This window comes from Fictibacillus sp. 5RED26, from assembly GCF_015903895.1.
Classification (GTDB): Bacteria; Bacillota; Bacilli; order Bacillales; family Fictibacillaceae; genus Fictibacillus; species Fictibacillus phosphorivorans.
The window spans coordinates 621,392-633,814 of record NZ_JACZDU010000002.1; the positions used below are offsets into that span (position 1 = coordinate 621,392).

A 12,423-nucleotide genomic window follows, 5' to 3' on the forward strand; every position below is an offset into this window, starting at 1 on the left:
ATTGAGATTACTGGTCTAAAAGAAATTTAACCTTCTCTTTAAATTCTTTCGCTTCTGTCGAGAGCCCTTTTGTTAAAGGATATAGTGTCCAGAAGTCTTGGTAGATCAGATCAGGCTGCATAAACGGAATAATCGCTAAATTGCTGTTTCTTACATCTGCGTTGTTTTTGAAAGTAAAATTAAAAACAAAAGAAAAAGCATGTCCATCCAAGATCGCAGAACGCATGACTTCAATATTATTGGATGAGAATAGAATCTGTTCGTTCTTTACGTATTTGTCATTAAATGTTATACCGCCTTTTGAATTGTAAATTACCAGTTTCTCATCGCTCAACTCATCTGGAGTAAGAAAATCTTTGTAATACAACGAAGATTTCTTGCCTGCACAAACGCAAACATGTCCCGTATACAACAGTTCATAATCCACTCCTTTTTCATGCTGAAGGTTGGATACTTCATAATCGGTAAATGGACTTAATCCAATATCAATATGTCCGTTCTTCATTTCCTCTAATATATGATCTTGATCGATCTCTCTAATCATAACGTTCGTTTCAGGAAATTGTTCATGAAACAATAAGAAGGCATCGTACACGATGTACATTAAAGCTGGTGCACAACCAACCTTTAAAACATGTTTTTTTGCATGTTGTTTATCTGCTAATTCTTCATGAAGCTCTTGCATCTTCTTAAGAATCTCGTAGGCTTTTGATACAATAAATTTTCCATCAGTAGTGGGAATTGTACCTTGTCTAGACCGAGTAAAAATGGTAACGCCAAACTCTTTTTCAAGTTGAGTGATAGATTGTGATATCGCTGAAGGAGATAGGTGTAGTTTGTCTGCCGCCTTCGTAATCGAACTTTCTTTGGCCACTTCTACAATATATTTCATTTGTTCTAAGTTCATCGTTATCTCCTTTATTTAAGCTATGTTTAACTAAGTTAATTTTATTTCATTTTATCTTAAATAACGAGAAAGTTGTTGCATTTAAAGTAATTTAGGAAAGAAATTTATGAAAAAGATCAATTGAATCTATTAGTTAGTTTAAGTAGTTACATGTGTCAAAGTTCTTGAATGAATACGGAAGGGTTAAGTACAAGGGAATTATTGTTAATAAACGAATACTTTTTAAGAGAAGGTACCATATACCCGACATTTATTAAGTATAGTTAAAACCATTAGCCCCTGACAAAGGAGGAAAAGAAAAATGATTGAAACGCACCGTCTTCTATTACTCCCTTTTACTTATGAACTTGCGGAGGCCACACTTAAGAGTAAAGAAGATCTGATCAATTTACTAAACTACAATGTATCCAAAGAGTGGCCGAGTCCGCAATATATGAAGTTGATCAAGATTCAAAAAGACAAGCTGCAACAAACGCCTGATAGTAGTGCATGGGGCAGAATAGCCATTGACAAGGAAACACGTACACTATTTGGAGAAATAGGATGTAAAGCTCCACCAGATGAGAAGGGGAGAGTTGAGATTGGATATGGCATGGTAGGTGAAGCACGAAACAAGGGGTATGCCACTGAAATGGTAATTGGATTCACGGAGTGGCTTTCTTCACATCCAGAAGTTGAAAGTATTTCTGCAGAGTGTCTAGTAAGTAATACTGCATCTGTAAAAGTACTGAAAAAATCAGGATTTATGATCATAAGAGAGGTAGACGATATGATCTATTGGGAAAAGTCACAAAAATAATTTACTTGGATAATTAAAATAATGTTTTAAACCATCTCATTCGGGTATCCAAAGAGTGTTGTCCATATCTTGCCAAAATAAGTGAAACAGCATGTAATTCAAAAGAAAGGGTAGATGCAGTATGAACCTTTCAAAAGGTGAATTGAATGGACACACTTTTTTAGCAAAACTCATTACTCAATATGCCCATATTCATAAAAAAGCAATTGGTCCCGCTGCGGAAAGATATATTGAGCAGCTAGGTCTACGTACCGGCGAATGGATAGAAAGATTTTATGATGATCCATTAGACTGGACAGTTGATCAATACGTTCATGTCATTGTGGATTTAAAAAATTCCATCGGCGGGCATTTTGAGATTGTCAGTGTAAAGCCTGACCATGTAATAGTTCGTGCAAAAGAGTGTCCTTTCGGGGAGTTTGTTAAGGATGCACCGCACTTATGCAAAATGACATCCAGTGTACTTGGTGGAATAGCAGCACGAAAATTTGGTTATGGAAAGGTCTCGCTGCGTCAAAGGATAGCCTTAGGAAATCCTATCTGTGAAGTAGCCATTTACTTTCAGCCTGATGAACGAGAACAAGGAGATATCTATCAAGGCATTCCAGTCACACCTGAAAACGGTGATCCTTTTTCTTGGGAAGAAGAGACCATCAGTATGCTTAATAATGAGCTAAAAAAATGTGATGAGATGGTTGAATCACTTCTAAATGAGCTCGAAGAATTAAAAAGTGGAAAATCATAAAGATAATTAAAACAGACCCTTAATTAGAGTCTGTTCTTTTTGTTTTTTTATTTGTTTTATCCAATTTACCATACCCAAAGTCAGCCAATGCTTGAAGCAGGTTTCCTTTTAACGTGATCTCATCAAAATCTAAATTCAAGCTTACTGATGTTTGTGCGATCTCAGGGCTTAAACCGGTTAAAGTTGTTTTGACTCCTAAAAGTTTTAGCGTTGAGACAAGTTGGAAAAGTCGGTGAGCGACCATCGTATCAATATAACTCACACCTGATAGGTCGATAACTAAAGAAGTGATTTCATGATCTAAACACTGTTGCAGCGTAGCTTCGAGTAAGAGCTTTGCACGGTTCGTGTCAATATCGCCGACGACGGGCAGAACGGCAACTCCAGGAAAAAGAGGCACAACAGGAACAGATAGTTCTTGAAGAGATAGATGGAACTGTTTCGTCATTTCCCTGTAATTATTTACATAAGATTTGCTGAACGCTTGTACAGCGTAATCAATCATAGGATTAATCGTCGTAGAAATATGCAATACCGAGTGTGGAGACATTGCTTGCAACGAACCTTCTTCTTTTATAAAATCCCAGATCACATCGCGATAGTAAGACGTACTTTCAAGTGTGACATCTAGCGGCTGTCCAGAATGTACAGCAAGCATGCCAATATTTTCTCCCCACTCATAAATCGTTTTTTTGGAGTCTGAGACCTTTCCAGAAACTGCATCTCCCAGTAGTCGAATGAATGCAATGGACTGTTGAAGTTCCTCGTTATTATTCAATGGAGCATTTTGTTGAAGGGAAACATATGCGTTGCTATCTTTTATGTTATTCATGATCTTCTCTGCAATTTGAGGTGCATTTTCAGAAATTCGTGTACCGATTTCAATTTGATCTTGTTTCTGCTTCATTTGAAGATCCATTTTGAACTCCTAATTATTTTAGACGTTAAATATATTTTAACAAAAACAATTAACACATGTTTGAATTTACTGAAAAAAATTTTGAGTAAGATGATTATGACTTTTGGGGATAAAAAAAACAGGCCTCTTTTTCAAGAGTCCTGTTTATCTATTGGTTTATTAAGCTTTACGTACGTTAGTAGCTTGAGGTCCGCGTTGTCCTTGTTCAACTTCGAACGTTACGTCTTGACCTTCGTCTAAAGATTTGAAACCGTCAGCTTGGATAGCTGAGAAGTGTACGAATACATCGTCTCCACCTTCGCGCTCGATGAATCCGAAACCTTTTTCTGCGTTAAACCATTTAACTTTACCTTGTTCCATTTTTGTTGCCTCCTGTCGTGCCAAACCGCACAATAATACTATCTCTGCTCAAAAATATCAAGATAATAGGTCTACCTGTACAATCGAACAAAAATAATTCTTATTTATCGTAACATTTTACTAACCAATAAACAAGTAGAACAAGAAAAAGGAAATGATTAAATATTCGGTATGCTCTTAGAAAGCTGTTATAACAAGGAATAGTGAAGTACAAGTAGAGAAAATTTGGTAATAATGGTCTATTTAAAATTTTAAATAGTGATTATGAACTATTCTCGTTCTCTTTAAAGAAGCTGAGTTTTGTAAGTAATTCTGGTTTTAACTTCCTTTTATTCGTGGTACATTGATAAAAATACTAAAACAAATGATGTGATGATATGAATGAAAGTAATGGAATCACTGATCGATTGCATCGTCCGCTTCAGGACTTGCGGATCTCGGTAACCGATCAATGTAATTTTCGGTGTACCTATTGTATGCCTAAAGAAATTTTCGGACCAGATTATCCATTCTTAACACGAACTGAGCTATTATCTTTCGATGAGATCATACGTATTGCTTCCCAGTTTGCAAAGGCAGGTGTGGAAAAAATTCGAATTACTGGCGGTGAACCTTTACTTCGAAAAAACCTGCCAGATCTGTTAAAGCGTCTTCGGGCTATAGAGGGAATTCGAGATATTGCGTTAACGACCAATGGCGTGCTTCTTCCTAAGATGGCTGTTTCTTTAAAGAAAGCAGGAATGGACAGAGTAACAGTGAGTTTGGATACGCTTGATGACAATCTGTTTGGCATTATTAATGGAAGAGGTGTAGGCGTATCACCTGTTTTAAAAGGAATAGAAGCTGCACATGAAGCGGGTCTTGCTGTCAAAATAAATATGATGGTCAAAAAGGGAATTAACGACAAAGAGATTCTCCCGATGGCTCGTTATTTTAAAGATACGCCATATGTTTTGCGTTTTATTGAATATATGGATGTGGGGACTTCAAACGGTTGGAATTGGGATGATGTAGTTGCAAAGAATGAGATCTTAACGATGATTGATTCAGAAATGCCTTTAAAGCCCATTGGTCGTAAGTATTATGGAGAAGTAGCCAAACGGTATCAGTATGCAGATGGTCAGGGAGAAATCGGTATCATATCCTCAATCAGTGATACGTTTTGTTCGACTTGTACAAGAGCAAGATTGTCTGCAGACGGAAAAGTATACACGTGCCTTTTTACTGGACGAGGAACTGATCTAAAAGATTTTGTACGAGACGGTGCCACTGACGAAGATCTGTATAACCGTATTGTTCAAATATGGCGAAATCGATCTGACCGCTATTCTGATGAAAGAAAAGAACAGGGAATGAGCGAAAGAAAAAAAATAGAAATGTCCTATATAGGAGGCTGAGACGATCAGCCTCTTTTTCTCATTTTCTTTTTTCTGGTTGAAGTTTGTTAATAACTATTTTATAATTACTTACATAAAGTAATTAAATTACGTATAACATAAATAATTTCACTATTAAATAGGAAAGAAGGAAAAAAGATGACGCCTATTCATAAAGAAACTCATATCGGAAGTGTGACTTTAAAAGTTGAAAATTTGGAGAACCTTGTTACCTTCTATACAGAAACGATTGGTCTACAAGTGTTAACAAAACGGAAATCTATCGTGGAATTAACAGCAGACGGCAAAACGCCACTTATCATTTTAGAAGGTAATCCTGAGCTTCGTGCGAGACCAATAAAAAGTGCAGGCTTATATCACTTGGCATTGCTTGTACCAAGTAGAACAGATCTTGCAAATGTTCTTTACCATTTTATTGAGACAAATACACACTTACAAGGAGCATCTAACCACAGGTTTAGTGAAGCTATCTATCTACAAGATCCTGAGAACAACGGAATTGAAATTTATAGAGATGTTAATCGCGAAGATTGGCGACGAGATGAAAGAGGAAAATTACCTGCTGTCAGCGAACCATTAGACGTACAAAGTCTTTTAGCAGAAAGAGATACAAAGACTTGGAATCGCCTGCCAGAAAACACGGTTATGGGCCATGTGCATTTGAATGTACTAAATATAGCCGAAGCCGAAACTTTCTACATGAGCATATTAGGTTTTGAAGAACAGACAAGGATGGGGAACCATGCTTTATTCATCTCCGCTGGAGGTTATCATCACCATATTGCCGTAAATATTTGGAACGGAATAGATGGCCAGTCAAATCGAGATGATGTTACAGGACTTCTTCATTATGAAATCATCGTTCCATCGCAGTTGGAAGTCGAAAAAGTTTTAAGTGCTCTAGAACGTGAGCAATTTCCATATCATATAGAGTCGGAAACCATTTTGTTAAAAGACCCTTCAGGCAACGGTATCGTGATTAAAGCCGAACAGCGCTAACGTTTACAAACTCTCAGAAACAGGAATATTAAAAGTAAGAAAAAAACGGCAAAGAGGGGGGTTATATGAAAAGAAGTACTTTGGTAAAGATCACCGCAATCTTATTGATTGTTCTGTTTTTATTTGCTCTTAACCATTTTGTCTTTAAAATAACCCCCATGTCTTTGCGTGATTGGGTATTGTCCTTTGGGATGGTCGCTCCCATCGTCTATATCATTGTAAATGTAATCCGGCCTTTTACTCTATTTCCAATCTCTGTTCTTTCACTTGCAGGTGGTTTAGCATTCGGGGTAGTATGGGGAACTGTTTATACAGTTTTCTCAGCTACAATTGGTGCCATTTTATCGTTCTACATCGCCAAACATCTTGGGGCGAGATGGATCAAACAAAAAACAGATTCACCTTCAAGAATTGAGAAATGGCAGAATCAACTTAAGGAAAAAGGTTTTGTTTACATCTTCTTATTGAGAATCATTCCGGTACTGAATTTTGATGTTGTTAGCTATGTGGCTGGAATCTCTAAACTTAAACTCCGCTCCTATATTTTAGCTACGATGCTTGGCGTTTTACCAGGAACACTCGCATATAACTTGCTTGGTGACAGTTTTATTAAAGGAAATGGAACAATCATCGCAATTGCAATCGGCTTAGCGCTATTTGCAGCTTGTATACCTATTCTAATGAAAAACAAACAGATGATTACCAGTCAAATTCATCAGCATAAAGAAGATAACGCATAGCCTTACTCTTACCGTTAGAGTAAGGCTTTTTTTGTTTGTTTTCTTGATGTTTGAGCATAATACTTGTTCCTTATTAATAATTATTATAAATTAGTATTGACTTCAAAATAGAAGTGAGTATAATAAAGATTGTGAACAACGCATGATAATGATATTCATTATCATTTGAATAAAAGGAGTGGAATTTAAAATGGCAGAACGTATGGTAGGAAAACAAGCACCTCGCTTTGAGATGGAAGCGATCATGCCTAATAAAGAAACGAAAAAAGTAAGCTTAGAAAAGAACATGGAAGATGGAAAATGGACCGTTCTTTTCTTCTATCCAATGGATTTCACTTTCGTATGTCCAACTGAAATTACAGCTTTATCAGATAGATATAGTGAATTCGAAGACTTAGATGCGGAAGTAATTGGGGTATCAACGGACACCGTTCATACGCATTTGGCGTGGATCAACACGAGTCGTGAAGATAACGGGCTTGGTGAGTTGAACTATCCTCTCGCTGCTGATACGAACCACCGTGTATCACGTGATTATGGAGTTTTGATCGAAGAAGAAGGTGTTGCACTTCGTGGCATGTTCATCATCAATCCAGAGGGCGAGATGATGTATCAAGTGGTTTTCCACAACAACATCGGCCGTGATGCTGATGAAACACTACGTGTTCTTCAAGCACTACAAACAGGCGGACTCTGTCCAGCAAACTGGAAGCCAGGGCAAAAGACACTTTAAAAATATTATTGCTTCGAGGTTATTTAATGAATTTCCTCGTTGAACGTTGATTGGACTGGAAGGTGCGAGACTCCTGCGGGACAAGCGGTCAGGTGAGACACTTAAAGGCGCAAAGCGGCAAGTGGCTCACCGCCTGCCCCGCGGAAAGCGAGCAACCTGGAACGGAAATCAACTACATCTTGCAATTACTTAAGAATAAAACTAACGAACAATTTTTGGAGGAATATTAGATGAAATTACGTGAACAAATGCCTGAACTTGATGGTGCTACAACTTGGTTAAATGAAGAAGTAACAAAGGAAGAATTGGTTGGAGAAAAAGCAACACTAATTCACTTCTGGTCCGTAAGCTGTGGATTGTGTAAAGAAGCGATGCCTGATGTTAACGAACTTCGCGATGAATATGAAGACGATCTAAACGTAGTGGCTGTTCACATGCCGCGATCAGAAAATGATCTTGACATGAGCGTTATCGAACAGATGGCAATCGGACATGACATCACACAGCCTATCTATGTAGATAGCGAGCATAAATTAACCGATGCTTTTGAAAACAAATATGTACCTGCGTACTATGTGTTTGATAAAGAAGGTAAGCTTCGTCACTTCCAAGCTGGTGGAAGCGGAATGGACATGCTTCGCAAGAGATTGAACCGTGTGTTAAACGAAGAAACAAAATAAGGAGATGATACGATGAATACCATTCAAGAAGTATTGAATCGTCAAGTAGCTAACTGGAATGTGTTGTTTGTAAAACTACACAACTATCACTGGTATGTAAAAGGACCTCACTTTTTCACACTTCATGAAAAGTTTGAAGAGCTCTATAATGAAGCGGCAACGAACATTGACGAATTAGCTGAGCGACTGCTCGTACTAAAAGGAACACCAGTTGCAACGATGAAAGAATATTTAGAGTTGGCAACGGTAGAAGAAGCGAATACAAACGAATCTGCAGAAGTTATGGTTCAAAACGTTATTAACGATTTTGAACTACTGATCGCTGAGATTAAAGAAGGAATGGAAGTAACCGAGCGTGAAGGTGATGAGGTAACGCACGACATGTTATTATCCGTTCGTGAAAGCTTAGCAAAACATAATTGGATGCTTCGTGCGTTCGTAAGCTAATCTAAAATGGAGTGACTTCGGTCGCTCTTTTTTTGTGCACTAATTATATTTTTAAAAATTATAATTATTCTGCAATTTTAACGAAGCGTATGCTAAACTTTAAGAATGGACCAAATTATTCCAAAAGGAGGAAGGACATGAAAAAGGGGATCGCATTATTTTTCATAATGATTCTAGCATTTTCACTAGCGGCTTGTGGTCAAAAAATTGATACTCCATCTGAAAAGAAAGACTCTGGTGAAAAAAGCGCTTCATTAAATCTTGATCAGATCAGTATTGTAACAGGTGGTACAGGTGGTACATATTATCCACTAGGTGGAGAGATGGCGAAGATTGTGAAGGATGAGTTAGATGTTGAAGCAAACTCTCAGGCATCAGGTGCATCTGTTGAGAACATGCAGCTGCTTCAAGATGGTGATGCTGATGTAGCGTTCACACAAACAGATATTGCTAGCTATGCAGTAGAAGGCAAGGAAATGTTTGAAGAAAAAGTTGACCAAGTATCGGGAATCGGGACATTATATCCTGAAACGATCCAGATCGTTACATTAAAAGATAGCGGGATTAAGAGTGTTGAAGACTTAAAAGGCAAAAAGGTTTCAGTTGGAGCGCCAGGTAGTGGAACTTTTGCTAATGCTGAACAAATTCTAAAGATTCATGGTATGACAATGGAAGACATTGATGCCCAGCATCTATCGTTCGATGAGTCTACGGAAGGTATTCAAGATAAGAACATCCAAGCGGCTTTTATCACAGCAGGCACGCCAACAGGAGCTGTGGATGCATTATCTGCAACAAAACCTGTAACGATCGTACCGATTTCAGATGACAAGATTAAAGAGCTGATCGAAGCGCATCCGTATTATATTGAAGATACCGTTAAAAGCGGAACATACAAGATCGAAGCAGACGTTAAAACGGTAGCCGTACTTTCCATGCTAACTGTTCGCAAAGATATGGAAGATGATGCGGTGTATGCGATCACAAAGGCAATCTTTGAGAACACAGATAAGATCAGTCATGCAAAAGGAGAGCTTATCTCTGCTGAGAATGCAGTAAACGGTATGGGAATCGACTTCCATCCTGGAGCTAAAAAGTATTTTGAAGAAAAAGGAATCTTAAAATAAGAGGTGTTGAGCATGGACTAAGAGAGTATTCTTTAGTCCATGTATTCTTATGAAGAAAATTTTTATTACGATACTGATCTTATTGTCTTTAACGATTGCTTCAATTGTGCCTTTTTTTAAATCAGTAGTAATTGAAGATGGCAAGACAGGTAAATCGTTAGCTTTCTTTGATGCAAAGCAAGGTAGTGAATTCAGTATAGAATACATACACTCGATTCATAAAACACCGGTTCGTGAAATCTATCAAGTTCATAACGAAGAAATTCTTCAAACTGAAATGAGGTTTCAGGAATTTGGTGTTGGCATGCCATCAGGTGCAGATGAAGGTGAAGTGTTTGCACAAAAGGGTGAGAACTATATTTTATCCAATATGAAAAGAACGTTTCCTTCATTAGATATTCGAATCGGACAAATTATAGCCAATCATACACTCCTTCTTAAAGGTCATGAATATCCCTTTTCTGGTTTAAGTGAAAAAGGATCTTGGGTTTCAATAAAAGTAGACAACTTGAATATATGGCAAAGGTTGATAGGAGGGAAAAAACTTGGATAAGAACAAGCATAACGAGCGTGAACAAATATCAGATCAAGCTGTACAAGAGCTGATGGAAAAGTATGATCCGGAAGCAGGGTTTCGGAAATTAAAAGGTGTTCTTTATTGGATTACACTCATCGGTCTTATTACCTTTTCACTATTTCAACTCTATACAGCTATTTTCGGAGTGTTGCCTGCACAGCTGCAAAGAACGATTCATCTAGGCTTTGCACTAACTTTAATCTTTTTGCTATTTCCAGCTTCTAAAAAGAAAAAAGAAGGTAAGCCACTTTTTCAAGTCGCTTGGTATGACATGATCTTGGCTGTCTTGTCTATAGCGGTAGGATCGTATTGGTACATATTTATGGACGATCTTGTGATGAGGGTCGGAAGGTTAACGACTCAAGATTTCCTAATAGGGGTACTCGCAATCTTACTTGTTTTAGAAGCAACGAGAAGGGTCGTTGGGCTGCCGATCACGATTATTGCAGGTATATTCCTGCTTTACGCGTATATGGGACCTTATATGCCGGGCTTCTTAGAGCATAAAGGTTTGACGATTGAACGGATCGTAAGGACGATGTTCTTTACAACAGAAGGTATTTTAGGAACACCGCTTGCAGTTTCATCCACATATATCTTTCTGTTTCTCTTATTTGGAGCCTTTCTCGTAAAGACGGGAGTGGGCGAATATTTCAATGATCTATCCATCGTCATTGCAGGAAGACGAGTCGGCGGACCTGCTAAGGTAGCGATTTTCTCGAGTGCACTACAAGGAACGATTAGTGGAAGCTCGGTTGCTAACGTTGTAACTTCAGGGGCTTTTACGATTCCGATGATGAAACGTTTAGGTTATGATAAAAACTTTGCAGGAGCAGTTGAGGCAGCTTCCTCTACTGGTGGTCAGATCATGCCTCCTGTCATGGGCGCGGCAGCGTTTCTGATGGTTGAATTTATCGGAGGCGGTATTACCTATTGGGATATCGCCAAAGCCGCTGCCATTCCTGCCGTATTATACTTTGCAGGAATATGGATCATGACACATTTCGAAGCAAAACGTATCGGTCTTAGAGGGTTATCACGTGAAGAGATGCCTGAAACGAAAAGAGTTATTAAACAAGTGTATCTGTTGATTCCGATCGTTGTGGTTATTGTTTTATTAATGAATGGCGTTAGTGTTACAAAATCAGCATTATGGTCCATCGTGAGTGCGATTGCGGTAGGGATGTTAAACAAGAAAACTCGCATGGGACCGAAGCTCTTTTTTGAAGCATTAGCCGATGGTGCGAGAACGGCTCTTGGCGTTGCAGCTGCTACAGCAGCGGCAGGTATGATCGTTGGAGTGGTTACGGTAACAGGTGTCGGTCTTAAGATGGCGAACGGTTTGCTAGAGTTATCAGGTGGGTATCTCATTCCGACATTGATCTTAACGATGATCGCATCGCTCGTACTTGGTATGGGATCACCAACAACGGCGAACTATGTCATTACATCAACGATTGCGGCCCCAGCTATTTTATTATTTGGGGTTCCTGATCTGTCAGCTCATATGTTTGTCTTTTATTTTGGAATCATCGCAGATATTACACCTCCTGTAGCGCTTGCAGCGTTTGCCGCTGCTGGGGTTTCGGGTGGTGAACCGATACGAACCGGGATATTATCATCAAAACTTGCCATTGCAGCGTTTATCATTCCCTATATTTTCGTTATCTCGCCACAGCTCATGTTGATTGATACAACATGGACTGAAGCGATTTGGGTGATCTCAACGGCATTTGTAGGAATGATCGCGATTGGGGCAGGAATGATCGGCTATTGGATGCGTGCTCTTTCTTGGTTAGAAAGAATCGCAGCCGTTGCGATCGGCTTCTTGCTGATCTATCCAGAAGGCATGTTCAGTGCGATCGGTCTTGCAGCGTTCGCTCTTATGCTTGGAAGTCAGTATTGGTTATTAAAAAAAGACAATCCACAAGCTCCATCATCTCCAGCTGTTTAAAAGGGAAAAGCTCAAAGGCTATCTGTCTTCTGAGCTTTT

The 12,423-nt window shown here is 38.6% G+C and carries 14 protein-coding genes; 11 read left to right on the top strand and 3 right to left on the bottom strand.

Going from position 1 to position 12,423, the window contains the following annotated elements; all coding sequences use genetic code 11:
* Positions 1 to 7: 7 nt before the first annotated feature.
* Positions 8 to 907: a LysR family transcriptional regulator gene (locus IHV10_RS11300; protein ID WP_197129212.1), complete on the bottom strand. Its 900-nt coding sequence runs from the start codon at positions 905 to 907 to the stop codon at positions 8 to 10.
* A 301-nt stretch (positions 908 to 1,208) separates the two neighbouring features.
* Here IHV10_RS11300 and IHV10_RS11305 point away from each other — a divergent pair, with 301 nt between their 5' ends.
* Positions 1,209 to 1,706 carry a GNAT family N-acetyltransferase gene (locus tag IHV10_RS11305; protein WP_197129214.1) on the top strand — a complete coding sequence of 166 codons (498 nt, stop codon included), beginning with the start codon at positions 1,209 to 1,211 and terminating at the stop codon, positions 1,704 to 1,706.
* Positions 1,707 to 1,827: 121 nt separating this feature from the next.
* Complete coding sequence (locus IHV10_RS11310) at positions 1,828 to 2,451, top strand: methanogen output domain 1-containing protein (protein WP_197129217.1); 624 nt, start codon at positions 1,828 to 1,830, stop codon at positions 2,449 to 2,451.
* Between the two features lie 19 nt (positions 2,452 to 2,470).
* Here the strand turns inward: IHV10_RS11310 and IHV10_RS11315 are convergent, their stop codons facing one another.
* Both IHV10_RS11315 and IHV10_RS11320 read right to left on the bottom strand, forming a co-directional pair.
* On the bottom strand, positions 2,471 to 3,370 hold the full coding sequence (locus IHV10_RS11315) for an STAS domain-containing protein (RefSeq protein WP_197129220.1): 900 nt from the start codon (positions 3,368 to 3,370) through the stop codon (positions 2,471 to 2,473).
* A 159-nt stretch (positions 3,371 to 3,529) separates the two neighbouring features.
* Positions 3,530 to 3,730, bottom strand: a complete 201-nt coding sequence (locus tag IHV10_RS11320; RefSeq protein WP_066397748.1) for a cold-shock protein — start codon at positions 3,728 to 3,730, stop codon at positions 3,530 to 3,532.
* Between the two features lie 377 nt (positions 3,731 to 4,107).
* On the opposite strand from IHV10_RS11320, the gene moaA reads away from it, so the two are divergent.
* The 9 genes from moaA (at position 4,108) to IHV10_RS11365 (ending at position 12,384) form a co-directional block, all read left to right on the top strand.
* Positions 4,108 to 5,127: a GTP 3',8-cyclase MoaA gene (moaA, locus tag IHV10_RS11325; RefSeq protein ID WP_197129222.1), complete on the top strand. Its 1,020-nt coding sequence runs from the start codon at positions 4,108 to 4,110 to the stop codon at positions 5,125 to 5,127.
* A gap of 138 nt (positions 5,128 to 5,265) precedes the next feature.
* Complete coding sequence (locus IHV10_RS11330) at positions 5,266 to 6,126, top strand: VOC family protein (protein ID WP_197129225.1); 861 nt, start codon at positions 5,266 to 5,268, stop codon at positions 6,124 to 6,126.
* 65 nt (positions 6,127 to 6,191) lie between these two features.
* Positions 6,192 to 6,866, top strand: coding sequence for a TVP38/TMEM64 family protein (locus tag IHV10_RS11335; RefSeq protein ID WP_197129228.1), 675 nt, complete (start codon positions 6,192 to 6,194; stop codon positions 6,864 to 6,866).
* Positions 6,867 to 7,056: 190 nt separating this feature from the next.
* Complete coding sequence (locus IHV10_RS11340) at positions 7,057 to 7,599, top strand: peroxiredoxin (protein WP_066397741.1); 543 nt, start codon at positions 7,057 to 7,059, stop codon at positions 7,597 to 7,599.
* Between the two features lie 230 nt (positions 7,600 to 7,829).
* On the top strand, positions 7,830 to 8,279 hold the full coding sequence (locus IHV10_RS11345; protein ID WP_066397740.1) for a TlpA family protein disulfide reductase: 450 nt from the start codon (positions 7,830 to 7,832) through the stop codon (positions 8,277 to 8,279).
* 12 nt (positions 8,280 to 8,291) lie between these two features.
* Positions 8,292 to 8,726: a Dps family protein gene (locus IHV10_RS11350; RefSeq protein WP_197129231.1), complete on the top strand. Its 435-nt coding sequence runs from the start codon at positions 8,292 to 8,294 to the stop codon at positions 8,724 to 8,726.
* 137 nt (positions 8,727 to 8,863) lie between these two features.
* Positions 8,864 to 9,853: a TAXI family TRAP transporter solute-binding subunit gene (locus IHV10_RS11355; protein ID WP_197129234.1), complete on the top strand. Its 990-nt coding sequence runs from the start codon at positions 8,864 to 8,866 to the stop codon at positions 9,851 to 9,853.
* A gap of 49 nt (positions 9,854 to 9,902) precedes the next feature.
* Positions 9,903 to 10,406 carry a DUF1850 domain-containing protein gene (locus tag IHV10_RS11360; RefSeq protein ID WP_197129236.1) on the top strand — a complete coding sequence of 168 codons (504 nt, stop codon included), beginning with the start codon at positions 9,903 to 9,905 and terminating at the stop codon, positions 10,404 to 10,406.
* A gap of 52 nt (positions 10,407 to 10,458) precedes the next feature.
* Positions 10,459 to 12,384, top strand: coding sequence for a TRAP transporter permease (locus tag IHV10_RS11365; RefSeq protein WP_197129979.1), 1,926 nt, complete (start codon positions 10,459 to 10,461; stop codon positions 12,382 to 12,384).
* The last annotated feature ends 39 nt before the right edge of the window (positions 12,385 to 12,423 follow it).